This is a genomic window from Rhizobium arsenicireducens, from assembly GCF_964021225.1.
In genome coordinates, this window is record NZ_CAXHYK020000001.1 from 3612306 (window position 1) to 3638795 (window position 26490).

General features: G+C 63.4%; 25 protein-coding genes, 1 tRNA gene and 2 riboswitches. Of the genes, 9 read left to right on the forward strand and 17 right to left on the reverse strand.

The features are described 5' to 3' along the window. Positions 1 to 180: 180 nt before the first annotated feature. The 3 genes from ACWPVA_RS17900 to tesB all read right to left on the reverse strand — a co-directional run bounded on the left by ACWPVA_RS17900 (position 181) and on the right by tesB (position 3037). Positions 181 to 1563 (reverse strand): ammonium transporter, encoded by a 1383-nt coding sequence (locus ACWPVA_RS17900; protein WP_454288964.1) that lies wholly within the window; start codon positions 1561 to 1563, stop codon positions 181 to 183. A 27-nt stretch (positions 1564 to 1590) separates the two neighbouring features. Next, positions 1591 to 1929 (reverse strand): P-II family nitrogen regulator, encoded by a 339-nt coding sequence (locus ACWPVA_RS17905; protein ID WP_112690687.1) that lies wholly within the window; start codon positions 1927 to 1929, stop codon positions 1591 to 1593. A 223-nt stretch (positions 1930 to 2152) separates the two neighbouring features. Continuing rightward, positions 2153 to 3037: an acyl-CoA thioesterase II gene (gene tesB, locus ACWPVA_RS17910; RefSeq protein ID WP_454288965.1), complete on the reverse strand. Its 885-nt coding sequence runs from the start codon at positions 3035 to 3037 to the stop codon at positions 2153 to 2155. A gap of 76 nt (positions 3038 to 3113) precedes the next feature. Between tesB and ACWPVA_RS17915 the strand changes: the two genes are divergently transcribed. Then, positions 3114 to 4337 carry a ubiquinone biosynthesis hydroxylase gene (locus tag ACWPVA_RS17915; protein WP_454289635.1) on the forward strand — a complete coding sequence of 408 codons (1224 nt, stop codon included), beginning with the start codon at positions 3114 to 3116 and terminating at the stop codon, positions 4335 to 4337. 56 nt (positions 4338 to 4393) lie between these two features. On the opposite strand, the gene ACWPVA_RS17920 is transcribed toward ACWPVA_RS17915, so the two are convergent. The 4 genes from ACWPVA_RS17920 to ACWPVA_RS17935 form a co-directional block, all read right to left on the reverse strand. Beyond that, complete coding sequence (locus tag ACWPVA_RS17920; protein ID WP_454288966.1) at positions 4394 to 4582, reverse strand: Trm112 family protein; 189 nt, start codon at positions 4580 to 4582, stop codon at positions 4394 to 4396. Between the two features lie 14 nt (positions 4583 to 4596). Further along, on the reverse strand, positions 4597 to 5280 hold the full coding sequence (locus tag ACWPVA_RS17925) for an LON peptidase substrate-binding domain-containing protein (protein ID WP_454288967.1): 684 nt from the start codon (positions 5278 to 5280) through the stop codon (positions 4597 to 4599). A gap of 94 nt (positions 5281 to 5374) precedes the next feature. Beyond that, positions 5375 to 6346, reverse strand: coding sequence for a thioredoxin (gene trxA / locus ACWPVA_RS17930; RefSeq protein WP_454288968.1), 972 nt, complete (start codon positions 6344 to 6346; stop codon positions 5375 to 5377). A 58-nt stretch (positions 6347 to 6404) separates the two neighbouring features. Next, positions 6405 to 6911, reverse strand: coding sequence for a prolyl-tRNA synthetase associated domain-containing protein (locus ACWPVA_RS17935; RefSeq protein ID WP_454288969.1), 507 nt, complete (start codon positions 6909 to 6911; stop codon positions 6405 to 6407). Between the two features lie 277 nt (positions 6912 to 7188). On the opposite strand from ACWPVA_RS17935, the gene ACWPVA_RS17940 reads away from it, so the two are divergent. After that, positions 7189 to 7263 (forward strand) — tRNA-Gly (locus ACWPVA_RS17940). A gap of 88 nt (positions 7264 to 7351) precedes the next feature. On the opposite strand, the gene ACWPVA_RS17945 is transcribed toward ACWPVA_RS17940, so the two are convergent. The 4 genes from ACWPVA_RS17945 to ACWPVA_RS17960 all read right to left on the reverse strand — a co-directional run bounded on the left by ACWPVA_RS17945 (position 7352) and on the right by ACWPVA_RS17960 (position 11613). Further along, on the reverse strand, positions 7352 to 8359 hold the full coding sequence (locus ACWPVA_RS17945; RefSeq protein ID WP_454288970.1) for an aldose epimerase family protein: 1008 nt from the start codon (positions 8357 to 8359) through the stop codon (positions 7352 to 7354). 31 nt (positions 8360 to 8390) lie between these two features. Further along, positions 8391 to 9578, reverse strand: a complete 1188-nt coding sequence (locus tag ACWPVA_RS17950; protein ID WP_454288971.1) for a vWA domain-containing protein — start codon at positions 9576 to 9578, stop codon at positions 8391 to 8393. 33 nt (positions 9579 to 9611) lie between these two features. Then, on the reverse strand, positions 9612 to 10538 hold the full coding sequence (metA, locus tag ACWPVA_RS17955) for a homoserine O-acetyltransferase MetA (RefSeq protein WP_454288972.1): 927 nt from the start codon (positions 10536 to 10538) through the stop codon (positions 9612 to 9614). Positions 10539 to 10618: 80 nt separating this feature from the next. Beyond that, positions 10619 to 10697, reverse strand: a riboswitch (SAM riboswitch). A gap of 76 nt (positions 10698 to 10773) precedes the next feature. Further along, on the reverse strand, positions 10774 to 11613 hold the full coding sequence (locus ACWPVA_RS17960) for an AAA family ATPase (protein WP_454288973.1): 840 nt from the start codon (positions 11611 to 11613) through the stop codon (positions 10774 to 10776). Positions 11614 to 11974: 361 nt separating this feature from the next. Here ACWPVA_RS17960 and ACWPVA_RS17965 point away from each other — a divergent pair, with 361 nt between their 5' ends. From ACWPVA_RS17965 to ACWPVA_RS17975, 3 genes are all read left to right on the forward strand, one after another. Next, the gene (locus tag ACWPVA_RS17965) at positions 11975 to 12118 is read left to right on the forward strand and encodes a hypothetical protein (protein ID WP_454288974.1); all 144 of its coding nucleotides are present in this window, start codon (positions 11975 to 11977) and stop codon (positions 12116 to 12118) included. 140 nt (positions 12119 to 12258) lie between these two features. Then, a complete protein-coding gene (locus ACWPVA_RS17970; protein WP_454288975.1) occupies positions 12259 to 12909 on the forward strand; it encodes a thiamine diphosphokinase in 651 nt (216 codons plus the stop codon). Between the two features lie 2 nt (positions 12910 to 12911). After that, the gene (locus ACWPVA_RS17975; protein ID WP_454288976.1) at positions 12912 to 14735 is read left to right on the forward strand and encodes an ABC-F family ATP-binding cassette domain-containing protein; all 1824 of its coding nucleotides are present in this window, start codon (positions 12912 to 12914) and stop codon (positions 14733 to 14735) included. Between the two features lie 28 nt (positions 14736 to 14763). Here the strand turns inward: ACWPVA_RS17975 and ACWPVA_RS17980 are convergent, their stop codons facing one another. Next, positions 14764 to 16563 (reverse strand): ABC transporter ATP-binding protein/permease, encoded by a 1800-nt coding sequence (locus ACWPVA_RS17980; protein WP_454288977.1) that lies wholly within the window; start codon positions 16561 to 16563, stop codon positions 14764 to 14766. Positions 16564 to 16766: 203 nt separating this feature from the next. Beyond that, positions 16767 to 16882, forward strand: a riboswitch (TPP riboswitch). A 42-nt stretch (positions 16883 to 16924) separates the two neighbouring features. Between ACWPVA_RS17980 and thiB the strand changes: the two genes are divergently transcribed. From thiB to ACWPVA_RS18000, 4 genes are all read left to right on the forward strand, one after another. Beyond that, positions 16925 to 17950, forward strand: a complete 1026-nt coding sequence (gene thiB / locus ACWPVA_RS17985; protein ID WP_454288978.1) for a thiamine ABC transporter substrate binding subunit — start codon at positions 16925 to 16927, stop codon at positions 17948 to 17950. Positions 17951 to 17976: 26 nt separating this feature from the next. After that, positions 17977 to 19599, forward strand: coding sequence for a thiamine/thiamine pyrophosphate ABC transporter permease (thiP, locus tag ACWPVA_RS17990; RefSeq protein WP_454288979.1), 1623 nt, complete (start codon positions 17977 to 17979; stop codon positions 19597 to 19599). After that, positions 19589 to 20320, forward strand: coding sequence for a thiamine ABC transporter ATP-binding protein (locus tag ACWPVA_RS17995; protein ID WP_454288980.1), 732 nt, complete (start codon positions 19589 to 19591; stop codon positions 20318 to 20320). The genes thiP and ACWPVA_RS17995 overlap by 11 nt, the downstream gene beginning before the upstream one ends. Before the next feature lie 265 nt (positions 20321 to 20585). Continuing rightward, the gene (locus ACWPVA_RS18000; protein WP_454288981.1) at positions 20586 to 22103 is read left to right on the forward strand and encodes a M48 family metalloprotease; all 1518 of its coding nucleotides are present in this window, start codon (positions 20586 to 20588) and stop codon (positions 22101 to 22103) included. Between the two features lie 54 nt (positions 22104 to 22157). Here ACWPVA_RS18000 and ACWPVA_RS18005 read toward each other — a convergent pair whose 3' ends face one another. From ACWPVA_RS18005 to ACWPVA_RS18025, 5 genes are all read right to left on the reverse strand, one after another. Further along, positions 22158 to 23033 carry an RNA polymerase factor sigma-32 gene (locus tag ACWPVA_RS18005; protein WP_454288982.1) on the reverse strand — a complete coding sequence of 292 codons (876 nt, stop codon included), beginning with the start codon at positions 23031 to 23033 and terminating at the stop codon, positions 22158 to 22160. 241 nt (positions 23034 to 23274) lie between these two features. Next, on the reverse strand, positions 23275 to 24030 hold the full coding sequence (locus tag ACWPVA_RS18010; protein ID WP_454288983.1) for a phosphatase PAP2 family protein: 756 nt from the start codon (positions 24028 to 24030) through the stop codon (positions 23275 to 23277). Positions 24031 to 24147: 117 nt separating this feature from the next. Continuing rightward, positions 24148 to 25260, reverse strand: a complete 1113-nt coding sequence (gene leuB / locus ACWPVA_RS18015; protein WP_454288984.1) for a 3-isopropylmalate dehydrogenase — start codon at positions 25258 to 25260, stop codon at positions 24148 to 24150. A gap of 162 nt (positions 25261 to 25422) precedes the next feature. Then, entirely contained in the window at positions 25423 to 26028 is a 606-nt protein-coding gene (gene leuD / locus ACWPVA_RS18020) for a 3-isopropylmalate dehydratase small subunit (protein ID WP_454288985.1), read from the reverse strand. A gap of 141 nt (positions 26029 to 26169) precedes the next feature. Beyond that, entirely contained in the window at positions 26170 to 26409 is a 240-nt protein-coding gene (locus ACWPVA_RS18025; protein WP_454288986.1) for a hypothetical protein, read from the reverse strand. Positions 26410 to 26490 lie beyond the last annotated feature (81 nt).

Here is a 26490-nt window from a genome sequence, read left to right on the forward strand (position 1 = left end):
CGCGGCCATTCATGATCGACAGTACAGGATGGACGGTTAATGGGGCATTAACCATGCCGGTTCGAGCCGGCTTCGAGGCACAAGAAAAAGGCCCGGAGACGGGCCCCGGGCCAGGCACGGCCTGCAATCGGCCGTGACGGGAGGAGGTGCCGCGCCGGCGAACCGGCGCGGTGTATCAACTTAGGAATGGTAGGCTGCTTCGCCGTGCGAGGCGAGATCGAGCCCTTCGCGCTCGGCTTCGACCGGAACGCGCAGGCCGATGACCAGGTCGACGACCTTGTAGAGAACGAACGAGCCGACGCCGCACCAGACGATGGTGACGAGCACGGCCTTGACCTGCGTGATGAACTGCGCCCCCATGGTGACGCCGTCGGCATAACCGATGCCGCCGAGCGCGGCGGAAGCGAAGATGCCGGTGGCCAGAGCGCCGAACAGGCCGCCAATACCGTGAATACCGAAGACGTCGGCCGTGTCGTCATAGCCGAACTTGTTCTTGACGACAGCGACGAAGAAGTAGCACAGCGGCGAGACGAGCAGGCCCATGATGATCGCGCCCATCGGACCGGCAATGCCGGCGGCAGGCGTGATGGCGACGAGGCCGGCGATCATGCCGGAAGCCGCGCCGAGCATCGAGGCCTTGCCGCGGGTGAAGGTTTCGACGACCGCCCAGGAGACGATGGCCGCAGCGGTGGCGATGAAGGTATTGACGGTAGCCAGCATGGCGCCGCCGGAAGCCTCGAGGTTCGAGCCGGCGTTGAAGCCGAACCAGCCGAGCCACAGCATGGCGGCACCGACGAGGGTGAGCGTCATGGAGTGCGGTGCCATCATGTCCTTGCCGTAGCCGATGCGCTTGCCGATCATGATCGAGCCGATCAGACCTGCGACGCCGGCATTGATGTGGACGACGGTGCCGCCGGCGAAGTCAAGCGCGCCCCAGCCGAACAGTAGGCCGTTGGCATCCCAGACCATGTGGGCGACGGGGAAGTATACGAAGGTGGCCCACAGGACGCAGAACAGAACGGCGGCCGAGAACTTGATGCGCTCGGCAAACGCGCCGACGATCAGTGCCGGGGTGAGTGCCGCAAACGTCATCTGGAACAGCATGAAGACGAATTCCGGAATGACCGCGTCGGAGAAGGTTGCGGCGGTCGAATCCATGGTGATGCCCGAGAGGAACAGCTTGGCCGTGCCGCCGAAGAAGGCGTTTTCCGAGCCGCCGAAAGCGAAGGAATAGCCGTAGATGACCCAGACGAGCATCATGGCGGCGCCGACCATCGTGCACTGCATCAGCACCGACAGCATGTTCTTGGCGCGCACCAGGCCGCCGTAGAACAGGCCGAGGCCAGGCATCAGCATGAAAAGCACGAGAAGCGTGCAGAGAAACATGAAGGCGGTGTCGCCCTTGTCCGGAACCGGAGCGGCAGCTACGGCGGCGGCCGCTTCGGCAGCGGCCGGGGCCGCTTCCTGGGCCGCTTCCTGGGCAAAGGCGATGACCGGCGCAAGAACGCCGGCCGTGGCCACGCCCAGGGCCCCGAAAGCGGAAGAAAACTTGGAAAATGACATCAGAAACAACTCCCCTAACAGCCGTTCTTACAAAGCTTCAGAATTGGTTTCGCCGGTGCGGATGCGCACGGCCTGGTCGATCGAGTAGACGAAGATCTTTCCGTCGCCGATCTGCCCGGTCTTTGCGGCAGAGGCGATCGCTTCGACGGCCTTGTCCGCGAGTTCGGAGGCAACGGCGATTTCGATCTTCAATTTCGGCAGAAAGCTTACGGCGTATTCCGTGCCGCGGTAAATTTCAGTGTGCCCCTTCTGGCGCCCGTAACCCTTCACTTCGGTCACGGTCAGGCCCTGAATGCCAACAGCGGTGAGAGCTTCGCGCACCTCATCCAGCTTGAATGGCTTGATGATGGCCATCACAATCTTCATCTGGTTCCCATCCTTTGCTTGTCCTCGGCTCCAAGCCGACTCTCCTGCCGCCGGCAAGAGAGAGCCGGGCGACTGAGCCATGACATTCAAAGTATGTGCCAGTTTGAAGTTGGCAAATAAGTTATTGAAATGTTTATGGTATGCGGAAGGCCGCTAATAAACGGGCATTTGAATGACAGATATGCGCTTAAATTTTGAGCACAAATTTGCAATTGCCTGAAACTTAGGCGTTTGCCCTTTTGCGGATCAGGCCTTCCTGCGCGACAGAGGCGATGAGCTTGCCATCACGGTCATAGATGCTGCCGCGGGTCATGCCGCGGGCACCGGATGCACTCGGGCTGTCCTGGGTGTAAAGCAGCCAGTCGTCAAGCTTTGACGGGCGATGGAACCACATGGCGTGGTCAAGGCTGGCGGGCTGGATCTGCGGGTCAAAGATCGACGTGCCGTGCGGATAGAGCGAGGTATCGAGCAGGGTCATGTCGGACAAATAGGCAAGGATCGCCGTTCGATAGTGGTGATCCTCCGGGACGGGACCGGTGGTGCGGACCCAGATATGCGCATTGGGGTCGAGCTTCTCGTTCGAGATGTAATGGGTGAGCGATACCGGGCGGATCTCGATCGGGCGTTCGCGGCTCCAATAGCCCTTTACCGATTCGGGCGCCTGGGCAAGGAAGAGCTCGCGGAATTCCTTCTCGCCGATCAGCTGCTTCGGGTCGGCCACGGAAGGCATCGCCATCTGGTGGTCGTAGCCGGGCTCCTCGATCTGGAAGGAACAGGACATGGCGAAGATGGTCTTGCCGTGCTGGACGGCGACGACGCGTCGGGTGGTGAAGCTCGAGCCGTCGCGGGTCCGCTCGACCTGGAAGATGATCGGCACAGTGGGGTCGCCGGGGCGAACGAAATAGGCGTGCAGCGAATGGACGTGCCGGTCGCCGGCGACGCACCGCTGGGCCGCCATCAGCGCCTGAGCAATGACCTGGCCGCCGAACACGCGCTGCCAGCCGTTCTGCGGACTCTTGCCGCGGAACAGATCTTCTTCGAGCTTTTCGAGATCCAGCGTCTCGATCAGCTGGTCCATGGCAGTGGGTTTTTCGCTCGAATTCGGCATAATAGCGCGGCCCCGCTTATAGGAACTAGTTCAAGGCTGATCTATATAGGAGCAAGAAAATGCACAAGGGCAAAGGATATTCGCCATGCTGGATTTGCTGATCGTCGGCGGTGGCTATGTCGGCCTTTCGGCCGCTGTCGCGGTCAAGCAGGCCGCGCCGCATCTGAGCGTCGAAGTGATCGAGGCTGCGCCCGAAGGTGTGTGGAAGAAGGATCCGCGCGCTTCGGCGATCATCGCCGCGGCGACCAAGATGCTGGAGGTGTTCGGCATCTGGGACCGCATCGCGCCGGAGGCCCAGCCGATCACCAGGATGATCGTCACCGATTCGAAGACCGCCGATCCGGTCCGTCCGGTTTTCCTCACCTTTGACGGTGCAGTGGAGGAAGGGCGGCCGTTTGCTCATATGATCCCGAATGTCGCAATGGTCGGCGCGTTGCGCGAGGCCTGCGAAAAGGCCGGTATTGCCATTCGCCACGGCGTGCGCGCGGTGGGCTTCAAGAATACGGGACCTGCAGCGGAGTTGGCGCTGTCGGATGGCTCGGTCGTTGCGGCCCGCCTGGTCGTCGCCTGCGACGGGGTGCGCTCGAAGCTGCGCGACATGGCAGGGATCAAGACCGTCACCTGGGACTATGGCCAGTCCGGCATCGTCACGACGGTCGAGCACGAACGGCCGCACGAGGGCGCGGCGGAAGAGCATTTCCTGCCGTCCGGTCCCTTCGCCATCCTGCCGCTCAAGGGCAATCGTTCGTCACTGGTATGGACCGAGCGCACGGCGGATGCCGACCGGCTGGTCGCCGCCGATGATCTGGTCTTCGAGGAAGAGCTGGAACGCCGCTTCGGCCACAAGCTGGGCTGGATCCGCGCGACCGGCGACCGGCGCGCTTTTCCGCTCGGGCTGACGCTGGCCCGCGAATTCGTCGCGCCGCGCATCGCGCTGGCCGGCGACGCCGCCCACGGCATTCATCCGATCTCCGGCCAGGGCCTCAATCTCGGCTTCAAGGACGTGGCGGCGCTTGCAGAAACCATCGTCGAGGCCGACCGGTTGGGATTGGACATCGGCGATCTCAACGTGCTCGAACGCTACCAGACCTGGCGTCGCTTCGACACGTTCCGCATGGGCGTCACCACCGATGTGCTGAACCGGATGTTCTCCAACGATTTCACACCGCTGCGCGTGCTGCGCGACGTCGGACTCGGGCTGGTCGACCGGCTGCCGGGGCTGAAATCCTATTTCATCCGCGAGGCTGCGGGCATGGGACAGGGGCAGGCGCCGAAGCTTCTGGCCGGCGAGGCGATTTGAGCAGGGCCTCGGTCGCCCGCACCGGATAAGGCGAGACGGCAGGCAGGTCCGGGCGCCTATTCCTCGATCTTGCGCGCTTCCGAGACCAGCATGATCGGAATGCCGTCGCGGATCGGGTAGGCGAGCCTGGCACGTTCCGAGACCAGTTCGTTGCGATCGCGGTCGTAGGTCAGCCGGCCTTGCGTCAGCGGGCAGACCAGCAGCTCGAGCAGTTTCACGTCGACCTTGCTCATCCGCTCGTCCATGGCTGTGCGCAATCCTATTGCAGCCGGGTGTCGGCGTCGCCGAAGGAGCGGGCGAGGACGATTTCGGTGATGGCGATCAGGGTTTCGGCGCGCGTCTTGAGGTCGGGCGCCTCAAGCAGGGCCTGCTTTTCAGCAGGGCCAAAGGGCGACATCATCGACAGGGAATTGACCAGCGTGAGATTGCTGGCGCGTTCCACGCTTTCCCAGTCAGCTTCCAGTTTGTTGGCGTCGAGATAGGCGCGGAAGGCGGCAAGCAGGCCCGTACGGTCGACACTCGCCTCTTCCTCGGGCCCGCCCTTGAGGTCGGTGATGAAGGGAGCGATGCGGAAACTGCGATAGGGTTTGCTGCCGTTCACCTCCTCCAGCAGGCGGAAGCGACAAACGCCCCCGAGCGAGGTGACATAGCGGCCGTCGCCGGTTTCGGTGAGCGAGGTGATGCGGCCGATGCAGCCGACCTGGCAGAGCGCCGGGCGCTCCGGCAGGATGTCGCCGGTCAGCCCTTCGGAAAGCGCCGGCTGGATCATGCCGATCAGCCGGTTGCCCGCCATGGCCGCATCGAACATGGCCAGATAGCGCGGTTCGAAGACATTGAGCGGCAGCTGGCCGCCGGGCAAGAGCAGCACGCCGGCGATGGGAAACACCGGCAATGTCTCCGGCAGGTCGTTTGCGGTCAGATATCTGGCATTGCCGACTTGCATGACACCCCATTTCCGCGCGGCCCGAGACGGGCCGCCGCATCTTCATAATGTGGTTCGCGGCGCTGAAAACTCAAGGGCGCAAACGCCTGGAGCGTCACGAAAACAGGATCGACGACAGTTTGCGCCGTGCCATGATCGTTGCCGGATCCTTCGGTCCCCAGGCCTCGAAGAATTCGAGCAACTGACGGCGGGCCCCGTCGTCGTCGAAGGTGCGGTCGCGCTTCATGATCAGCAGCAGGTGCTCGGCCGCTTCCTCGCGCTTGCCGGACACATTGAGGATCTTGGCGAGCTTCAGGCGGGCTTCGTGGTCGTCCGGGTTGAGCGCCAGCGCATGTTCGAGGGCGGATGGATCGCCGAGCTTGCGGGCCTCGTCCATCTGCTCGATCTTCTTGGAAACGGCCTGGACCTCGGGTGCCTTGCGATGTTCGTCGGGCATGCCGGCGACGAGTTCGCGGGCGCGGTCGTGCTGGTCGGCGGCGAGCATGCATTCGGCCATACCGGCGGCGGCCTTGGCGTTTTCCGGGTCGGCCTGGAGGACGGCGCCGTAGAGCTGGGCCGCGCCATTGATGTCGCCGCTTGCGAGCAGGGCGATAGCCTCTTCGAGAACCGCTTCGATCTCGGCTGCCTGGTCGGCGCCGGCGGGACCGGCGACCTTGTCGATGAACTCGCGGATCTGGCTTTCCGGAACGGCGCCCATGAAGCCGTCGACCGGGCGGCCGTCGACAAAGGCGACAACGGCCGGGATCGACTGGATGCCAAGCTGGCCGGGAATGGACGGATGATCGTCGATGTTGAGCTTCACCAGCTTTACCCGGCCCTTCTCTTCACTGACCACCTTTTCGATCACCGGCGCGAGCTGCTTGCAGGGGCCGCACCAGGGCGCCCAGAAATCGACCAGGACCGGCTGGTTGCGGGATTCCTCCAGCACGTCCTTGGTGAAGCCCGCGGTCGTGGTGTCCTTGACGAGGGCGGCGGGGGCGGCTGGCACGGCCGCTGTTCCGCCGAAATGCGCCTGGGCCGTCATCTGGCCACTGTAGCCGCCATAGGGATTGCTGTTGTCGCTCATGGATCGTCTCCCGCATCTTCGGCCCTCGTGGGGCGTGTTTGCCGCTTAAGATCGTATGTCAGGCCGTGACTTTCAAGACAAGCGGCGTGTGGCCGGTCGCCTCGAGAAAGCGCAGCAGATCGTCGCGTCCGATCGATGTGGTCGCGTCGTTCGACAGCGGATGGCCGTTGATGATGTCGTGCTCCATCAGGTCCTGGTCGAGCACGAAGGTGACGTTGTGGCCGGTGTCGTTGATCGCGCCGAACACGGTGACCGCGCCCGGGATGACGCCGAGATAGTCCATCAGCTTTTCCGGCTTGCCGAAGGAAACCTTGCTGGCTGCGCCGATCAACGTGTGCACCGTTTTCAGATCGACGACGGCGTTCTCCTCGACGGTCAGCAGGAAGAACTGGTCCTTCTTGTCCTTGACGAAAAGGTTCTTGGTGTGGCCGCCGGGGATTTCGTCGCGCAGCGCCACCGATTCGGCCACCGTGAAAACCGGCTCGTGACCTTTCGTCTCGTGGCGAATTCCGAGGTCATCGAGGAAACGGTAGAGGTCTTCGGCGGTCTTCGGCTCTGTGGTCATCGATCTGCTCACGTGCGGGTCAGGGTTCCTGGCGAGGACGGGCAAATGCCCTTGCCGTGGAGTGATACGTCCGGGCACCGGCCTTGGCAATCGGCGGAAATGCGCGAAAGCCCGCGTTTGGAGGCGTTTGACCGCATGGGGAGAAGATTGCATTTTTTTCTCCAGACATTCGTCATTTCCCTGTTGCATTTGCAAAAATGTTGGGCCATATAGCGCCCGTCGCCGCAACATTCGGACGGCACCCGATCCACTGTCTACCCCCGGATCGAGGTTATGAGCGGGTGTAGCTCAGGGGTAGAGCACAACCTTGCCAAGGTTGGGGTCGGGCGTTCGAATCGCCTCACCCGCTCCAGTTTTTCTTCTTCCAGAAAACAAGAAATGATAGACCGCTTTGGTGGTCGCTTTGCGTTTGGTGGCGTGCGGCCCGAAGGCCGCCTTTTTCAGCTCTTCGAAAAGACGTAGTCCGTCTCCTGGCGCAGAACGTCGCCGGGGCGCAGCACGACGTTGGGGAAATCGGCGTGGTTGATCGCGTCCGGCCAGACCTGGGTTTCCAGGCAGAAGCCGGCGAAGGGGCCGTAGGCGCGGCCGTCGAGGCCGGGGACGGGCACGTCGAGATAGACGCCGGCGTAGAATTGCACGCCGGGTTCGGTCGTGCGCACTTCCATCGTCACCCCGGAATTGATGCTACGGGCGAGCGCCACCGACTGTTTCGCCATGCGCGCGGGAGACAGGCAGAAATTGTGGTCGTAGGGCACTTGTTTCCCGTCGCGGGCGATCGGGGCCATTTCGCGGAAATCAAAGGGCGTTCCGGCGACGGGCCGCAATTCGCCGGTCGGGATCAGGTCGCGGTCGACCGGCAGATAATGGTCGGCGGCGATCATCAGGTCGTGGCCGAGGATGTCGCTGCGGCCGTCGAGGTTGAAATAGGCGTGCTGGCAGAGGTTGACGGGCGTCGGGCGGTCGGCTTCGCTCTCGTAGACGACGGAAAGCACGCCCTCGTCCTTCAGGGTGTAGATCGCGCGGATGGTGCAGTTGCCGGGATAGCCGGCGCGGCCATCGGGATCGGTGACTTCCATCGTCACGTGGTCGTGGCCCAGGTCGACGATTGCCCAGTTCATCCGCGCCGTGCCGGTCGAGCCGCCATGCAGGTGGGTGGTGCCGCGTTCGTTGAGCTCCAGCTGGTAGTCGGCGCCGTCGATCGAGAAGCGGCCCTTGGCGATGCGGTTGGCGCAGCGGCCGGGAGAGGCGCCGCAATAGGGGGAATGCTGCTCATAGTCCTCGAAACGCTCGAAGCCGAGCACCAGGGGCGCGTCATGGCCGGCGAGCCGCAGGTCCTGGATCGCGGCGCCGAAGGTGATGATGCGTGCCGTCAGCCCGCCGCCGGACAGCGTCACCTGCTCGACCGTCTCGCCTGCCGTGGTCGTGCCGAAGATTTCCCTACCGGTCATGCCGTTCGCCCCGTTTGCGGTCTTTCGCCGTCTATCTCGCCAGTTCGCGCGCCGCCTCTTCAAGGCCGCCGAGCGTCAGCGGGTACATCCTGTTTCCCATCAGCTGGCGTATCATGCCGACCGACTGGGTGTAGCCCCAATAGTCCGGCTTCAAGGGGTTGATCCACAGGCTGCGACGAAAGTGAGCCGTCAGCCGGTCGATCCACACGGCGCCCGGCTCCGTGTTCCAGTGCTCGACCGAGCCGCCCGGCTGGCTGATCTCGTAGGGGCCCATCGAGGCGTCGCCGACGAAGATCAGCCGGTAGTCCGGGCCGAAGGTGCGGATGATGTCGTCGGTGCCGACGACTTCCGTCATGCGGCGACGATTGTCCTTCCACACCCGCTCATAGGGGCAATTGTGGAAGTAGAAATAGTCCATGTGGCGGAATTCCGAGCGGGCGGCGGAGAACAGTTCCTCCACGGTTCGCACATGGTCGTCCATCGAGCCGCCGATGTCGAAGAACATCAAGAGCTTGACGGCATTGCGCCGTTCGGGCCGGGTCTTCACGTCGAGATAACCGTGTTCGGCGGTGGCGCGGATGGTGCCGGAAAGATCGAATTCGTCCGCCGCCCCCTCGCGGATGAAGCGGCGCAGGCGGCGAAGCGCCACCTTGATGTTGCGGGTGCCGAGTTCGACGGTGTCGTCGAGGTTCCTGAACTCGCGCTTGTCCCAGACTCTCACCGCGCGGCGGTGGCGGCTTTCGTGCTGGCCGATGCGCACGCCTTCGGGATTGTAGCCATAGGCGCCGAAGGGCGAGGTGCCGGCCGTGCCGATCCATTTCGAGCCGCCCTGGTGGCGCTCCTTCTGTTCGGCGAGACGCTGGCGCAGCGTTTCCATCAGCTTGTCGAAGCCGCCGAGCGCCTCGACAAGCTTCCTGTCGTCCTCCGACAGGTGCTTTTCGGCGAGCTTTTTCAGCCAGTCTTGCGGGATCGGCACCTGATCCACGCCGTCGACCCCGCCGAACAGGCCTTCCATCCCGCCGAACATTTCGGAAAATACCCGGTCGAAGCGATCGATATGGCGCTCGTCCTTGATCAGCGTCGTGCGGGCGAGGAAGTAGAAGGCCTCGGTGTCGAAGTCTGCAAGCCCCTTCTCCATGCCTTCAAGCAGCACGAGGAATTCCCTGAGCGTCACCGGGATCCGCGCTTCCTTGAGCTTTAGGAAAAAGGGGATGAACATCGGTCTTCTAGCGCTCCTTGCCGCTGTGTGCCGTCAACGGCGATCGAGGCCGATCTCCTGCAAGTCGTACGGCGTCGTCTGGTAGATTTCGTTGATCCAGTTGCCGAACAGGAGATGCGCATGGCTGCGCCAGCGGTTGAGCGGGGTCAGGGTCGGATCGTTGTGCGGAAAATAGTCGTGCGGCATCTTGATCGGCACCCCGGAATTCACGTCGCGGAAATACTCGTCGCCGAGCGAGGTCGAATCATATTCGACGTGGTTGAACATGTAGAGCCGGTTGCCGCGCTTTTCATGCACGAGGCAGACGCCCATCTCGTCGGATTCCATCAGGATCTCGAGGTCCGGATGCTTCTCGATGTCCTCGCGGCGCACTTCCGTCCAGCGCGACACCGGCACCTGGAAGTCGTCGGAAAAGCCGTTGAGATAGACGGAGGCCGGCGACAGGTTGCGGTGGCGATAGACGCCGAAGGCCTTCTGTTTCAGCGCGTGCTTCGGCACCTTGTGGAAATGGTAGATGGCGGCCATGGCGCCCCAGCAGACATTCATCGTCGAATGGACGTTGGTTTCCGTCCAGTCGAGGATCTGCTGCATCTCGTTCCAGTAGGTCACGTCCTCATAGGCCAGGTTCTCGACCGGTGCGCCGGTGACGATGAAGCCGTCGAACTTGCGGTCCTTCACCTCTTCCCAGGTCTGGTAGAAGGACAGGAGATGTTCTTCCGAGGTGTTCTTGGCCTTGTGGCCGCCGATGCGCACGAGGGTCAGCTCGACCTGCAGCGGCGAGGCGCCGATCAGGCGGGCGAACTGGACCTCGGTCTTGATCTTGTTCGGCATGAGATTGAGCAGGCCGATCTGCAGCGGGCGGATATCCTGGCGGACGGCCACCGTTTCGGTCATCACCCGCACACCCTCGTGGACGAGGGTTTCAAAGGCGGGCAGCGTATCGGGTATCCTGATCGGCATCGTTTCTCATTCCCAGCATCGGCGGGCAAAACCGCAAAATAAAACCGGCGGCGAGAAATCGCGACCGGTGCAGGGGAAAATGACGACTTTCCTCGGCCCCTTTAGCGACTTCTTTAACGTGGCTGCAAGCCGGCCGGCCAAATCACCACGGGACCTGCTCTAGATAGCTTTCCTGTCGTCAAAGATCAATGGCGAAGCCTGCGGCTGCCAGATCGGGGATCGCGAGCAAGGTTTGCTACCGCTCCCGCCGCGCCATGAAAGCCAGGCGCTCGAACAGGTGCACGTCCTGCTCGTTCTTCAAAAGCGCGCCGTGCAGCTTGGGCAGGGCCTGTTTCGGATCGGCGCGCAGGTCGGCCGGGTCGACGTCTTCGGCGACCAGAAGGCGAATCCAGTCGAGTGCTTCCGAGGTCGAGGGCTTCTTGCGCAGGCCGGGCGTCTCGCGGATCTCGTAGAACTGGGTGAGGGCATTGCGAATCAGCGTCTGCTTGATGCCGGGATAATGGACCTCGACGATGCGCGTCAGCGTGTCGGCATCGGGGAAGCGGATGTAGTGGAAGAAGCAGCGGCGCAGGAAGGCGTCCGGCAGTTCCTTCTCGTTGTTCGAGGTGATGATGACGATCGGGCGAACGGAAGCCTTCACCGTCTCGCCGGTCTCGTAGACATGGAATTCCATGCGGTCGAGTTCCTGCAAAAGGTCGTTGGGGAACTCGATGTCGGCCTTGTCGATCTCGTCGATCAGGAGAACGGTCTTCCTGCCGGCGGCGAAGGCCTGCCAGAGCTTGCCCTGGCGGATGTAGTTGCCGACGTCGTTGACCCGCGCGTCGCCGAGCTGGCTGTCGCGCAGGCGCGAGACCGCGTCATATTCGTAGAGGCCCTGCTGCGCCTTGGTGGTCGACTTGATGCTCCATTCGATCATGTCGAGGCCAAGCGCTGACGCCACCTGGCGGGCGAGCTCGGTCTTGCCGGTGCCGGGTTCGCCTTTGACGAGTAGCGGCCGCTCGAGCGCGATGGCCGCATTGACGGCGACCATCAGGTCCTTGTCGGCGATGTAGTCGGCGGTACCGGTGAACTGCATGCGGATCTTCCTGGCTGGTCTTTGGCGGTGAACCTAGTGGCGCAAAGGGTGCAGTGCAAGATGGCGAGGCGGTTCTGGCTACGGCGGCGCGGCAGATAAGGCTTGTAAAAATGCAGGAATCTGACAGGCTGAAACCAGCGATACACAACGCTTGTTCCTGTTCGGACGCTGATTTCCAGACAAGAAGGGTACTGGAACACAGCGCGCATTTTCTCGGCAGATCCAGCCAGACATTCGCCACCATCCGCCACATTTGCTCCGAAGCGAAGATTTCTACCGATAGCAGACCGACGATCACCCGTTCCCGATCAAGCGCTGCCACTAAAGGCGGCCCGCGATCCTTCACCGAAGGAAGACACCCATGGCCAAAGGTCAGGTACGTTCGAACCGCGAAGCCCGAAAACCCAAGAAGGACAAGACCAAGGCCGATGCGCCGAAGACGTCCGGCTTCACCACCCAGCTGAAGAATGCCGAAACCGCCAAGGACGGCACCGCCAAGCGCTGAGGCGCCGTCGACGTCCAGCGACCGCCACGTGACCAGGCATCGTGCCCGGCCTGATCGGCACACTGGTGCCCGGTCAGGCGGCGAGGGCGAAGAGGAAACGGCCTTTCCCTTCTCGGCCCATATGCGCTATGGGCTCATCCATGACGGACACGACCTTCACGATCCTGCTCGGCGGGGCGCTCACCCCGACCGAGCGGCTGAAAGCCGCGGTCGCGGGAAGCCGCGCCATCGCGGCCGACGGCGGCATGCGCCATGCGGTCACGCTCGGCCTTTCGCCGGAGCTTTGGGTCGGCGATTTCGACAGTTCCGAGGATCTCGCGGCCGAGGATTTTCCCGGCGTGCCTCGCCTGCCCTATCCGGCGCAGAAGGCCTCGACCGATGGTGCGATCGCCGTCGAGGAGGCGCTGTCGCGCGGGGCAAAGCGTCTCGTTCTGGCCGGCGCGCTCGGCGGGGAGCGTTCGGATCATGCGCTGATGCATCTGCTGTCGGGCATGGCGCTGGCCAAGGGCGGCATCGAAGTGATGATGAGTTCCGGTACGGAGGAAGCCTTTCCGCTGCTTGGCGACGACTTCACGCTCGATCTGCCAAAGGGCTCGCTGTTCTCGGTGCTCGGCCTCTCCCCGCTTGCTGGGCTGTCGATCGGCAATGCCCGCTATCCGCTCACTGATTTCGCGCTGCCCTTCGGGTCGTCGCGCACCATTTCCAACGTCGCGGAAGGTCCCGTGCGCTTCTCGCTGAAAAGCGGCGATGCGGTCGTCCTTGCCCGTCCTTACGATTTTTCCGGAGCTTGACCTTGGCGCCTCCCATTCTCAAACTCGATGATATCCTGCTATCCTTCGGCGGCGCGCCGCTTTTGAACGGCGCCAGCCTTCAGGTGGAGCCTGGCGACCGCATCTGCCTGGTCGGACGCAACGGCTCGGGCAAGTCGACGCTGATGAAGATCGCCGCCGGCATGGTCGAGGCGCAGTCGGGCGAGGTGTTCCGTCATCCGTCCGCGACGATCCGCTATCTCGAGCAGGCGCCCGATTTCGGCGCCTACAAGACCGTGCAGGCCTATGCCGAGGCGGGGCTTGGACCGGGCGACGATCCGTATCGCGTCACCTATCTGCTCGAACATCTGGGGCTTTCCGGCCAGGAAGATCCGGCGAGCCTTTCGGGCGGCGAGGCGCGCCGCGCGGCGCTGGCCCGCGTCATGGCGCCCGAACCGGACATCCTGATGCTCGACGAGCCGACCAACCATCTCGACCTGCCGACCATCGAATGGCTGGAAGGCGAACTGGCCAAGAGCCGCAGCGCGCTGGTGGTCATTTCGCATGACCGTCGCTTCCTTGAGAAGGTCTCGACCGCCACGGTTTGGCTCGATCGCGGCTTGTCGCGCCGGCTCAATCGCGGCTTCGGCCATTTCGAGGAATGGCGCGACAAGGTGCTGGAAGAGGAAGAGATCGAGCAACACAAGCTCGGCAAGGAGATCCAGCGCGAGGAACACTGGCTGCGCTACGGCGTGACGGCACGGCGCAAGCGCAACATGCGCCGCCTCGGCAATCTGCAAAGCCTGCGGGCCGAATATCGCGGCCACAAGGGGCCGCAGGGCACAATCCAGGCAAGCGCCACGGAGGGCCGCGAAAGCGGCAAACTGGTGATCGAGGCGGACAGGATCACCAAGGCTTATGGCGACCGGACGATCGTTGCGCCGTTTTCGATCCGCGTGCATCGCGGCGACTGCATCGGCCTGATCGGTCCGAACGGGGCCGGCAAGACAACGTTGCTGAAGATGCTGACCGGCCAGCTGGAACCTGATAGCGGCACGGTCCAGCTTGGCACCAATCTCGAGATCGCCGTGCTCGACCAGAAGCGCGAGGACCTCAACCTCGAGGACACGCTGTCGCATTACCTGACCGACGGGCGCGGCGAGAACCTTCTGGTCAACGGCGAGCAGAAACACGTGACCGGCTACATGAAGGAATTCCTGTTCCAGCCGGAGCAGGCCCGCACGCCGATCAAGAACCTCTCCGGCGGCGAACGCGCCCGGCTGATGCTGGCGCGGATCATGGCCAAGCCGTCCAACCTGCTGATCCTCGACGAACCGACCAACGACCTCGACATCGAGACGCTCGACCTTTTGCAGGAAATCGTCGCCGGCTATTCCGGCACGGTCATCCTGGTCAGCCACGACCGCGACTTCCTCGACCGCACGGTGACCTCGACGATCGCGCCGGCCGATCCCGAGAATCCGGACGGCCGCTGGATCGAATATGCCGGCGGCTATTCCGACATGCTGGCGCAGAAGAAGGGCGCCGAGGACGAGCGCAGACGTGCTGACAAGGCCGAGAAGGCGAAGACCTCCGAGGCGAAATCCTCGGACACGGGCGGCAAGGCCAGGGGCAAGCTGTCCTACAAGCAGAAGTTCGCGCTGGAAAACCTGCCGAAGGAGATGGAGAAGACGGAGAATGAGATCGCTGCCCGTGAGGCGAAGATGGCCGATCCGAACCTCTTCGCCAAGGACCAGGCGACCTTCAACAAGCTTGCCGCCGAGACGGAAAAGCTGCGCGCCGACCTGATCCGCATGGAAGAGGAATGGCTGGAGCTGGAAATGCTGCGCGAGGCGCTGGAGGGGTGAGCTTTCCCCTCCGGTCGGGACGCTGGGCTCAGCCCTTGGGCTGGTCAACCTCGTCCGACGGCACGCAATGTGTTCGCTCCAGATGCAGCAGGCTCGGCGTGAGCGCATCGTAGAAGGCGCCGGAGCGGCCGATATAGATCAGCGTCGAATCGGTGAGTTCGGCCAGAACGCTTGAGAGCGTGGAGACGGTATCCTCCTCCAGTCCTTCCAGAACATCGTTGAGCACGATCCAGCGCGGCTTGCGCAGGATGAGGCCCGCGAAGGAGAGCGCCATCTGCTCGTCCTTGTCGAGCAGCCGGTCCCAGCGGGCGCGATCGTTGAGCCTGCCGGCGATGCGAGATAGGCCGACGCGTTGAAGCGCAGCCATCATGGCCTCGTCGGTGAAACCGGCCGAGGCGAGCGGATAGGCGAGAACGCTCCTGAGCTTGCCCTCGGGCAGGTATTCGAGCTGGGGCACGAACAGGATGTCGTCTTCCTTGGGCAACAGGATGCGGCCTTCACCATAGGGCCAGAGGCCGGCGATGGCGTTGAACAGCAGTTTGCGGTTGACGCCCTGGTCGCCGTTGATCATCACGCGCTCGCCGACGACGATAGTCGGGTTGGCTTCCTTGATCCGGAAGCCGTCGAGCGTGCAATCACCATCCACATGCGAGGCGATCGCCACCGATTCGAGCGTCAGCCGGCCGGGTTCGCCGCGTGAGATGACGATCCGGCCTTCGGCCGGGCCGTCGTCCATGTCGATCAGCGCGGCGCGCAACGCAGAGACGCGCAGAAGTGCCGCTTTCCAGTCGGCAATGGCGCCAAAATTGTCGACATACCAGCGCAGCGCCGAATGGACCTGGTTGAAGGCCGCCGCCGCCATCATCAGGCCGCCGAAGGTCATTGTGCCGGCGAAATAGGCCGGCGCGGCGATGAGGATAGGCACGAGGATGGCCAACCAACCAAAACCGGCGGTGACCCAGGTGAGATTGGTGAGCGCCCTGGCCAGGTCGCGGATGGAGCGCAGCACTGCGTCGAGCTTTTCGTGGATGTGGCGGCGCTCGGTTTCTTCGCCGCCGGCCAGCGCGATCGCCTCGAGGTTTTCGTTGGCGCGCATCAGCGAGAAACGCAATTCGGCTTCGTTGGCATAGCGAGTGGCGTTGAGGCGGGTGAGATTCCATCCGACGAGCTGGCTGAACAGCGAGGCAAGCCCTGCATAAAGGATCGCGCCCCAAACCATGTAGCCCGGAATGACGAAGCTCATGTCCTTGTAGTGGAAAACGAAATCGCTCGACAGCTGCCAGAGAACTCCAATGAAGCTGACCAACAGTATCGTCGCCTGCACCAGGCCGATGGACAGGGAGGTCGTCATTTCGGCCAGCTTGCGGGAATCCTCGTGAAGCCGTTGGTCCGGGTTAACGCCGAGCGGGCTGGAGAGCGAGAGGCCGTAGGCGCGGCGGTCGGCCAGCCATTCGTCAACCACCTGGCGGGAAAGGCCCTCGCGCATGTAGAGCGCCGTCATCTGGTTCAGCCAGGTCTGGATGACGTTCAAGAGCAGCAGGAAGCCGGCGATCTTGCCGAAGTTCCACAGCTCGGCGATGAAGGCATCGAGATCGCGGCGCTCGAGTGAATTGTAGAACGGCGCGTTCCAGCGGTTAAGCAGGATCTGGCCATAAGCGGTCAGCAGAATGATCGTCAGCAATGCGGCGGCGAGCAGCAGGATGCGGTTGCGCACCGGCGAGGCCCAGAAGGAGGCGCCGGAGATGGCGAGCTGTCGACGGAAACTCAAGTCCGCCTGGGCAGCAGTCTGCACCACGGGTGCAGGCGTATCGGGTACCGTATTGAACATGCAGTTTCTGTCTCGCCGTATCGCACCACCAGATATCATGCGTGCAGCGCTTGTCCATGCGCGGCTGCTAAAATCCGAAAGGCCGAAGTTGAAGTATGGGGCGAATATATTGGCAAAGGGTTTGCGGCCGAATGACAGTTCGGATGACGGCGCAGGCGAGCGACGGGCGCTTGCCAGCAAGGCGCCTTGGCGCTATGGCTTTTCCTGCTCTAACGGGGTGCCTTCTGTCCGGCGACGGACCGATGGCTGAGAGGCTCGAGGCCAACCCGCGGAACCTGATCCGGCTAACACCGGCGGAGGGATTAGACGCGTAGACAAACGCCCTATCCCGGATTTTCAACATGCAGAGGAGGGGCGTATCATGCCAATCTGTCATCATTTTCCTGGTCGCGGCCTTGCCGCAGTCTTCGCGCTTGCCGCCTTGTCGATTTCAAGCGCGCAGGCCGCCGACAAGACCCTGACCATCTACACCTATGAGAGCTTCGTTTCGGAATGGGGTCCCGGTCCCAAGGTCAAGGAAGCCTTCGAGAAAACCTGCGACTGCACGGTCGACTTCGTTGGTGTCGCCGATGGCGTGGCACTTCTCACCCGGCTGAAGCTGGAGGGTGAGGGCACCAAGGCCGATCTCGTGCTCGGTCTCGACACCAATCTGGTGGCTGAGGCCAAGGCGACCGGGCAGTTCGAGCCGCACGGCATCGACGTTTCGGCGGTCAAGGTTCCGGGAGGCTTCTCCGACGACGTTTTCGTGCCGTTTGACTACGGCCATTTCGCCGTCATCTACGACACCGAGGCGCTGAAGGCGCCGCCGAAGAGCCTGAAGGAACTGGTCGAGGGCGACGTGAAGGAGAAGATCGTCATCCAGGACCCGCGAACCTCGACGCCGGGGCTCGGCCTGCTGCTCTGGGTGAAGTCGGTCTACGGCGACAAGGCGGGCGAAGCCTGGGCGCAGCTCAAGGGCCGCGTGCTGACCGTCACGCCGGGCTGGTCGGAGGCCTATGGCCTGTTCACCAAGGGTGAGGCGCCGATGGTGCTCTCCTATACGACGTCGCCCGCCTATCACATGGTGGCGGAAGAGACCGAACGTTACCAGGCGGCGGCCTTCGAGGAAGGCCATTATATCCAGATCGAAGTTGCCGGCATCCTGAAGACGGCGCCGCAGAAGGACCTCGCGCGGCAGTTCATGGCCTTCATGGTCAGTCCCGGATTCCAGGACACGATCCCGACCAACAACTGGATGATGCCGGTGGCCGCGACGTCCGAGCCGCTGCCCGAGGCCTTCGGCAAGCTGGTTTCGCCGGAAAAGACCTTCCTGATGACGCCGGATGAAGTGGCGAAGAACCGCAAGGCCTGGATCGACGAATGGCTCGCCGCCATGACGCTCAACTGAGCATGGTTCCGTTGCGGCGATCACGGATGGACGAGAGGCTGCCGGCGATTGCCGGTGGCCTTTTGGTCTTCGCCCTGATCGCCGTCTTCATCGGTACGGCGATCGCCTCGCTGCTGGCGGTCGGTGGCGAGACGACCGGATTGTCCATTGCCGAAGATCCGGTGGTGCGCCGGGTTCTGTGGTTCACGCTCGAGCAGGCGTTGCTGTCGACCTTGCTCTCGGTGGGAGCGGCTCTCCCGGTGGCGCGCGCGCTTGCCCGCCAGCCGCGGTTTATTGGGCGCAAGTGGCTGATCCGCCTGATGGCGGTACCCATGGGCCTGCCGGTGTTGATCGGCGCGCTCGGGATCATCGGCATCTGGGGCCGGCAAGGTCTGGTGAATGACGCGCTGGCCGGGCTCGGTGTCGGGGAGCGGTTCAGCATATACGGGCTTTCCGGCATCCTGCTCGCGCATGTCTTCTTCAACATGCCGCTCGCTGCGCGGCTGATGCTGTCCGGGCTTGAGCGGATTCCCGCCGAATACTGGCGCACGAGCGCCAGCCTCGGCATGGGGGGCTTCGCGGTCTTCCGTTTTATCGAATGGCCGGTCCTGTGGCGGATCATTCCCGGCATCGCCGGGCTGATCTTCATGCTCTGCGCCACCAGTTTCACCCTCGTCCTGGTGCTCGGCGGCGGTCCGGCGGCAACGACGATCGAAGTGGCGATCTATCAGGCGCTGCGGCTCGATTTCGACCCGGCCCGCGCCGTGTCGCTCGCTTTCCTGCAGATCGTGGTGACGGCGGCGATCCTCGGGGCGATGGCGCTGTTCCCCGCACCTTCCGATCCCGGCACGACACTCGGTGGTGCTGCACGACGGTTCGATGCAAGGACGCTGCCGGCCCGGCTCGGCGATGGCATTCTGATCCTCGCGGCGGCGCTCTTCCTTGGGCTACCGCTCGGGCAGGTCCTCGTCGCCGGACTGCAATCGGATCTTGCCAGGCTCTTTTCCGATCAGGCGGTGCTGCGCGCCGCGACGACCAGTCTTGTCATCGGCCTTTCGGCGGCGCTCGTTTCGGTTCTGGTTGGCATTGCGGTGATCCGGGCACGGGCAGCGCTCGGTGCCGGCCGTCGTCCCTTGCCGATTGCGGTGCTCGCCTCAGCCGGGCTTGGGGCCGTATCCTCGCTCGTGCTGCTGGTTCCGACGGCGGTGCTCGGTACCGGCTGGTTCCTGGTGCTGCGCGCCCAGGGCGATGTCGCGCGATTTGCCCCGGCGATCGTCGTCTGCATCAATGCGCTGATGGCGCTGCCCTTCGCCATGCGGGTGCTTGCCCCGGCTTTTGAAGAGCATCGCCAGCGTAGCGCCCGACTCGCCGACAGTCTCGGTATTGCGGGCTTTGCCCGTTTCCGCCTGATCGACTGGCCGGTGCTGCGCCGGCCGATCCTGACGGCGCTGTCTTTTGCCATGGCGTTGTCGCTCGGCGATCTCGGCGCGGTCGCGCTGTTCGGCTCGGAAAACCTCATTACCCTGCCATGGCTGATCTACAGCCGCATGGGCGCCTATCGCAGCCAGGATGCGGACGGGCTGGCGCTTGGGCTCGGTCTGGTCTGCCTCTTGCTGGCGCTCGCGGGAACACCTGGCCTGTCGCGAAAGGAGAGCCGCAATGCCGGCTGAGAGACAAAGCGCCGTCGTTCTGGACGGTGTCACCCTCCACCTTGGATCGGCCGATTTCCATTTCGACTGCACCATCGCGCAAGGGGCGATTACCGCGATTGCCGGGCCATCGGGCTCGGGCAAGTCGACGCTGCTCAACCTGATCGCCGGCTTCGAGCAGCCGGACAGCGGCCGTGTGCTGATCGGGGGCGAGGACATGAATGGGCTTGGGCCTGCCGCCCGGCCGGTTTCGCTGGTGTTCCAGGACAATAATCTCTTTGCCCATCTCGACCTCTTCACCAATGTCGGCCTCGGCATCGATCCAGCGCTCAAACTCAAGCCCGCGGATCGGCAGGCCGTGTCGCAGGCGCTGGCGCGGGTCGGGCTCGGCGGATACGAGAAACGGCTGCCGGCGACGCTTTCGGGCGGTGAACGGCAGCGGGCAGCATTTGCCCGGGCCCTGGTGCGGCGCAAGTCCGTCATGTTGCTCGACGAGCCGTTCGCGGCGCTCGATCCCGGCTTGCGGGCCGCCATGGCCGACCTGTTGATGGCGCTGCACCGCGAGACGGGCCATACGATCGTCATCGTCAGTCACGATCGGCAGGAGGTGGAGCGGTTGGCGAGCGATGTGCTGTTCCTCGAAAGCGGACACATCGTTCTCAGCGCGCCGAAGGAGGGATTTTTCGCCACGACGGGGATTGCCTCGCTTGCCGAATTCCTGGGCCATCCCCACGGCGAATGAAGCGGGGGCGGATGGCACTGCCTTATTTTAGACGTGCAGCGATGGCATGCCCACGAAGGCCCCGGTTGGTCAATTTCGTTCTTTCTTTGCGATTATTCGCTTCGCCCTTTTTTCCTCATGCAATTTATCCATATCTAACGAATGATGCTAAAAGGACCGCACAGAGGCGAGAGGTTGCTACCCGGATCGAAATCCGGCTGTGGGGATGCTTCGAGCGATGCAGAAGGGGTCAGGAACGCGTTGGTATCGGGGCAGGACGTACATGATGAGCGGTAAGGGCCAGTTGCCGGTCGATCGGTTGCGACCGCGCCGCAGTTGCGGTCGCGCGCGCGGTGTGATCGCGCTTCTTGCCGCATCGCTGGCGCTCAGCTCCTGTCAGACGCTGTTCGAGCAGGCCTATGTGCCGAGTGTCGGTCCCTCCGATAATCCGCAGATCGTTGATCAGGTGCAGAAGGACGATCCGCGCGCCCAGATGGGTGCGCGCGAGCATCCGCGCATTGTCGCAAGCTATGGCGGCGAATATCACGACGAAAAGACGGAAAAGCTGGTTGCCAGGATCACCGGCGCGCTGACGGCGGTCTCGGAAAATCCGAATCAGTCCTATCGCATCACCATTCTCAACTCCCCGGCGATCAACGCATTCGCCCTACCCGGTGGCTATCTCTACGTCACCCGCGGCCTGCTGGCGCTCGCCAATGACGCCTCGGAAGTGGCGGCGGTGCTGAGCCACGAGATGGCCCATGTGACGGCGAACCACGGTATCGAGCGGCAGCGCCGCGAAGAGGCGGAAGTGATCGCCAGCCGGGTTGTCGCCGAAGTTCTGTCGAGCGATCTTGCCGGCAAGCAGGCGCTGGCGCGCGGCAAGCTTCGCCTGGCGGCCTTCTCCCGCCAGCAGGAATTGCAGGCCGACGTGATCGGGGTGCGCACGCTTGGCGAAGCCCGCTACGATCCCTATGCGGCGGCCCGCTTCCTCGATGCGATGGCGCGCTACAGCCAATTCACCTCGGTCGATCCCGACGCCGACCAGAGCCTCGACTTTCTGTCCAGCCATCCGAATGCGCCGCAGCGCGTCGAGCTGGCGAGGCGGCACGCGCGCGCCTTCGGACCGGAAGGGACGCACGGCGAATCGGGCCGCGAATATTATCTCAGGGGCATCGAAGGCCTGCTCTATGGCGACAGCCCGGAGGAGGGCTATGTCCGCGGACAGACGTTCCTGCACGGCAGCCTCGGCATCCGTTTCGAGGTTCCGGACGGGTTCCAGATCGACAACAAGGTGGAGGCGGTGCTCGCCACCGGTCCGGGCGACGTGGCGATCCGCTTTGACGGGGTGGCCGATGCAGAGCGCCGCAGCTTGGCGAATTATATCTCCAGCGGCTGGGTGACGGGGCTTCTGCCTGAAACGATCCGCGCGGTGCAGGTCAACGGACTGGAGGCCGCCACGGCGCGCGCCTCGGCCGAGCGCTGGGATTTCGATATCACGGTGATCCGGATCGGACCGCAGATTTTTCGCTTCCTGACGGCCGTGCCGAAGGGAAGTGCGGTGCTGGCGCCGACCGCGGAAACGCTGCGGGCGAGCTTCCGGCGAATCACGCCGGAAGAAGCGGCCACGCTGAAGCCGCTCCGCGTTCGCGTCGTGACGGTCGGGGCGGGCGATACGATCGCCACGCTTTCGGCAAGGATGATGGGGACGGACCGCAAGATCGAGCTTTTCCGGCTGATCAATGCGCTCAGCCCTACGTCTACGGTCACGCCGGGCGCCAGGGTCAAGATCATCTCGGAATAACGAAAGGGCCGGTCGAAACCGGCCATTTCGCTGTCGCTTCCGATTATCTGATTGCTAGAAGGCCATTTCGCGCATTTGTTCCGCCTTAGGGCCGTAGTGGGTGAGGGCGGCTTTGAGCTTCTCCAGTGCCCGGGTCTCGATCTGCCGGACGCGCTCCTTGGAAATGCCGAGCTCGGCGCCCAGTTCTTCCAGCGTCGCGCCCTCTTCCGTCAGTCGACGAGCCTTGATGATGCGGTTCTCGCGGTCGTTGAGCTCGGTCAAGGCGTTCTTCAGCCAGCCGCGCCAGCGCTCGCCGTCGATAATGCCGCGCACCTGCTCGTCGGGCGGCAAGTCGTTGCTCTCCAGCATCTCAAGCTGTTCGCTGCCGTCGCCATCGCGTCCCTTGATCGGGGCCTGCAGCGAGGCGTCGTTACCCGAGAGGCGAGCGTCCATGGACTGGACGTCGGCGAGGCTAACGCCGAGCGCCGTGGCGATTTCCTCGTGGATGGCCTGGTCGCTCAGGCGGTTGTCGCCCTGGGCGAGCTTGGCGCGCAGGCGGCGCAAGTTGAAGAACAGCGCTTTCTGCGAAGAGCTCGTGCCGCCGCGCACGATCGACCAGTTGCGCAGGATGTAATCCTGCATCGAGGCGCGGATCCACCAGCCGGCATAGGTCGAGAAGCGGACTTCACGCGCCGGCTCGAAGCGGGCCGCCGCCTCCAAAAGGCCGATATAGCCCTCCTGGATCAAGTCGTTGAGGGGCAGGCCGAAGCCTCGAAACTTGGAGGCCATGGCAATTACCAGGCGCATATGGGCATGTGCAATGCGGTTGCGCGCATCCTGATCGTTGTTGTCCCTCCAGCGGATCGCCAGATCCAGCTCTTCCTGGCGCTCAAGGTAGGGTTGGGCCATCGCAAATCGGATGATGTGTCTGTCAGCGGACATGGCTTTCATCGTCGTCTCCATGGGCGGTACGATCAGGACGGGTTCGTTTCGTCCCGGCACTCATTCATGAACGGGCCAAGGACCGTCGGGTTCCATCGCGCGTAGGACGTATTTTGCCGATGGCAAGGGTCCCGCGCCGCGGCACGTTCAAAACAGTATTACGCAGGAGATGGGAATTCGGTTCTGCGAGCGAGAGGGGAACGGTCATCCCTGCCTCGTTTTCACGCAGTTGTGATGTCAGGCTGTCCGCTCAGCTAGGCGGATGGTGGGGCAGCGGCGCGAGACGCGGCACAGGCCAGCCCTTGGCGTCGGGCATGAAGACCAGCCGGTAGCGGGCGAAGATATTGGCCAGGAGCAGCGAGAACCAGGCGCCGAAGGAGAGGCCCGCGATTACGTCGCTCGGATAATGGGCGCCGACCATGACGCGGCTGAAACCCATCCACAGCGCCAGGAGCATGAAGGCGAGCCGGTAGCGCGGCAGAAGGAGGATCAGGACCATGAAGATCGCGCCGACGGTGGTTGCGTGGCCGGAGGGGAAGCTCTCGAACCCCGAGCCGCTGAAGGGCGAAAAGCCGAACGCGCCGGAATCTTCGAACTGGCGGGGGCGTGGGCGGCCGATCACCCGCTTGAGGAGATTGGCCGACAAACCCGAAAGCGCGATGGCGAGGAAGACGTAGGCAGCGATCCCGGCGGTATGGTGCGCGCGAAAACGCTGTTTCGCGCCGCCCGCAAGGCGATAGGAGGCTAGCCCGGTGACGAAGAGCATGGCAGAGGCGATCAGGATCCAGCCGGAACTGCCGAACTCGGTGATCATCCTGCCGAGCGAACGGGTGAAGATATCCCGGTGGCGCGAAGCGCCGACCGGCTCGTCGAGGATCAGGAAGGACAAAAGGACCAGATTGGCGGCGACGACGGCGAAGATCTGCCAGTAATGCGGCGCGGGCGGGTGCCGGTTGAGGTCACGACGCTTGTTCAGCCAGGTCCTGATCTTGTCGATGCCGCTCACGTCCAGCCTTCCGCTTCATTCAGCCTGCCGGGCGAGGGAGAAGGCCTGGAGCGGCTTCTACGAACGGCAGGCAGCCGCGGCAAGATGGTTGCCGCGGCTTTCAAATGCAAGAGCCTGTCAGGCCGAGAGGGCCTTGAACTCGGAAAGGATGGCGTCGCCCATCTCGGCGGTGCCGACCTTTGTCGCGCCTTCGCTCATGATGTCGCCGGTGCGGATGCCCTTGTCGAGCACATTGGCGATCGCCTTTTCGAGGTTGTCGGCTTCCCTGACCATGTTGAAGGAGTAGCGCAGGCACATGGCGAAGGAGGCGATCATGGCGATCGGGTTGGCGATGCCCTTGCCGGCAATGTCCGGGGCAGAGCCGTGGACCGGCTCGTAGAGCGCCTTGCGCTTGCCGGTCTTGGCATCGGGTGCGCCGAGCGAGGCCGAGGGCAGCATGCCGAGCGAGCCGGTCAGCATGGCGGCGACGTCGGAGAGCATGTCGCCGAACAGGTTGTCGGTAACGATGACGTCGAACTGCTTGGGCGCGCGCACCAGCTGCATGCCGCCGGCGTCGGCCAGCATGTGCTCGAGTTGGACGTCGGGGTATTTAGCCTTGTGGGTCTCGGTGACGACCTGGTTCCACAACACGCCCGACTTCATGACGTTGCGCTTTTCCATCGAGCAGACACGGTTCTTGCGGGTGCGCGCCAGTTCGAAGGCGACCGAGGCGATGCGCTCGATCTCGTAGGTGTCGTAGACCTGGGTGTCGATCGCCCGCTTCTGGCCGTTGCCGAGATCGGTGATGGTCTTCGGCTCGCCGAAATAGACGCCGCCGGTCAGTTCGCGCACGATCAGGATGTCGAGGCCCTCGACCAGTTCGGCTTTGAGCGACGAGGCATTGGCAAGCGCCGGATAGCAGATCGCCGGGCGCAGGTTGGCGAACAGTTCGAGGTCCTTGCGCAGGCGCAGCAGGCCGGCTTCGGGACGGACTTCATAGGGAACGTCGTCCCACTTGGGGCCGCCGACGGCGCCGAACAGCACGGCATCGGCGTTCATGGCCTTGGCCATGTCGCCCTCGGAGATCGCCGCGCCATGGGCGTCGTAGGCGCAGCCGCCGACCAAGCCTTCGTCGGTTTCAAAGCCGGCGTCCTGCTCGGCATTCATGTAGGCGATGATCTTGCGGACCTCGCCCATGGCTTCCGGGCCGATGCCGTCGCCGGGCAGAAGGAAGAGATTGCGCTGTGTCATGAAAAGCCTCCCTGGCTTTGGAAAAGAGTTGCCGCCTTCTATCGGGCAAGAACCCGCATTTCAAGGACACTCGGCGGCAGAACGGTACGGTGGGAGGCGGCCGTAGCGGGTGTTTTGCGGCGCGAAGACGAGCAAGCCGTCGTCGCGCCGGTCAATGTTCGGTCAGGCCCAGGGATGCGTCTGGGCGTTGGCTTTTTCGAATGCCGCGATGCTCGAGGCCTTTTCCAGCGTCAGGCCGATGTCGTCGAGGCCGTTCAGCAGGCAATGGCGCTTGAAGGCGTCGATGTCGAACTTGATCGTTCCACCGTCCGGCCCGGTGATTTCCTGCGATTCAAGGTCGACCGAAAGCACGGCGTTGGAGCCGCGGCTGGCGTCGTCCATCAGCTTGTCCAGGTCTTCCTGGCTGACGACGATCGGCAGGATGCCGTTCTTGAAACAGTTGTTGTAGAAAATGTCGGCGAAGCTCGTGGAGATCACGCAGCGGATGCCGAAGTCCAGCAGCGCCCAGGGGGCATGCTCGCGCGACGAGCCGCAGCCGAAATTGTCACCGGCGACGAGGATCTGGGCATTGCGATAGGCCGGTTTGTTGAGGACGAAATCAGGGTTTTCCGAGCCGTCTTCCTTGTAGCGGGCTTCGGCGAACAGGCCGGTGCCCAGACCGGTGCGCTTGATGGTCTTCAGATAATCCTTCGGGATGATCATGTCGGTGTCGACGTTGACGACCGGAAGCGGTGCCGCGACGCCGGTGAGCTTTACGAACTTTTCCATCAGACCCTGCCTTCGGAATGCAATTGGAGAACTCCAGCAGCCATTAGAGGGAAATAGCGCGGATTTGAAGGCCTATATTGGCCAAACGGGTACGCCCGGACGCCGAAGCATCAGTTTTTCCGGGCTTTCCGTCGGTTCGACTCAAAGATCGATAATGGTGCCGCGACCGTCATTCCACACGCGAATCTCGCGGGCCTGGCCTTGAGTCTTCGCCTTGGCGTAGACCGGCGCCTTCTTCGATCGCAGGGTCAACATGCGGGCGGCTAGCGTCAGCGTCAGCACGGCGCCGGCGATCAGCGTCAGCGAGACGGTAAAGACGGCGGCGATGGCGAGCACGACGATGCCGGCGGCGGCAATGGCGATGGAACGGAGATTGTGCATGATGGACATCCTTTCTCGTATGCCAAGGTGGTCCTTCTCCCCTCGAAATGCAAGGGCTTTGCCTGAAATGTCGCCTTGCAC

Bases quoted from the DNA above. Each gene is read 5' to 3' on its own strand.
- ACWPVA_RS17970 (WP_454288975.1), top strand. From the start codon at position 12,259: ATGACGGACACGACCTTCACGATCCTGCTCGGCGGGGCGCTCACCCCG.
- ACWPVA_RS17925 (WP_454288967.1), bottom strand. From the start codon at position 5,280: ATGCAAGTCGGCAATGCCAGATATCTGACCGCAAACGACCTGCCGGAG.
- ACWPVA_RS17980 (WP_454288977.1), bottom strand. From the start codon at position 16,563: ATGTTCAATACGGTACCCGATACGCCTGCACCCGTGGTGCAGACTGCT.
- ACWPVA_RS17900 (WP_454288964.1), bottom strand. From the start codon at position 1,563: ATGTCATTTTCCAAGTTTTCTTCCGCTTTCGGGGCCCTGGGCGTGGCC.
- ACWPVA_RS17995 (WP_454288980.1), top strand. From the start codon at position 19,589: ATGCCGGCTGAGAGACAAAGCGCCGTCGTTCTGGACGGTGTCACCCTC.
- thiP (WP_454288979.1), top strand. From the start codon at position 17,977: ATGGACGAGAGGCTGCCGGCGATTGCCGGTGGCCTTTTGGTCTTCGCC.
- ACWPVA_RS17920 (WP_454288966.1), bottom strand. From the start codon at position 4,582: ATGGACGAGCGGATGAGCAAGGTCGACGTGAAACTGCTCGAGCTGCTG.
- thiB (WP_454288978.1), top strand. From the start codon at position 16,925: ATGCCAATCTGTCATCATTTTCCTGGTCGCGGCCTTGCCGCAGTCTTC.
- leuB (WP_454288984.1), bottom strand. From the start codon at position 25,260: ATGACACAGCGCAATCTCTTCCTTCTGCCCGGCGACGGCATCGGCCCG.
- ACWPVA_RS17945 (WP_454288970.1), bottom strand. From the start codon at position 8,359: ATGACCGGTAGGGAAATCTTCGGCACGACCACGGCAGGCGAGACGGTC.
- ACWPVA_RS17935 (WP_454288969.1), bottom strand. From the start codon at position 6,911: ATGACCACAGAGCCGAAGACCGCCGAAGACCTCTACCGTTTCCTCGAT.
- ACWPVA_RS18000 (WP_454288981.1), top strand. From the start codon at position 20,586: ATGAGCGGTAAGGGCCAGTTGCCGGTCGATCGGTTGCGACCGCGCCGC.
- tesB (WP_454288965.1), bottom strand. From the start codon at position 3,037: ATGCCGAATTCGAGCGAAAAACCCACTGCCATGGACCAGCTGATCGAG.
- ACWPVA_RS17960 (WP_454288973.1), bottom strand. From the start codon at position 11,613: ATGCAGTTCACCGGTACCGCCGACTACATCGCCGACAAGGACCTGATG.
- ACWPVA_RS17965 (WP_454288974.1), top strand. From the start codon at position 11,975: ATGGCCAAAGGTCAGGTACGTTCGAACCGCGAAGCCCGAAAACCCAAG.
- ACWPVA_RS18025 (WP_454288986.1), bottom strand. From the start codon at position 26,409: ATGCACAATCTCCGTTCCATCGCCATTGCCGCCGCCGGCATCGTCGTG.
- trxA (WP_454288968.1), bottom strand. From the start codon at position 6,346: ATGAGCGACAACAGCAATCCCTATGGCGGCTACAGTGGCCAGATGACG.
- ACWPVA_RS17950 (WP_454288971.1), bottom strand. From the start codon at position 9,578: ATGTTCATCCCCTTTTTCCTAAAGCTCAAGGAAGCGCGGATCCCGGTG.
- ACWPVA_RS18005 (WP_454288982.1), bottom strand. From the start codon at position 23,033: ATGAAAGCCATGTCCGCTGACAGACACATCATCCGATTTGCGATGGCC.
- leuD (WP_454288985.1), bottom strand. From the start codon at position 26,028: ATGGAAAAGTTCGTAAAGCTCACCGGCGTCGCGGCACCGCTTCCGGTC.
- metA (WP_454288972.1), bottom strand. From the start codon at position 10,538: ATGCCGATCAGGATACCCGATACGCTGCCCGCCTTTGAAACCCTCGTC.
- ACWPVA_RS17905 (WP_112690687.1), bottom strand. From the start codon at position 1,929: ATGAAGATTGTGATGGCCATCATCAAGCCATTCAAGCTGGATGAGGTG.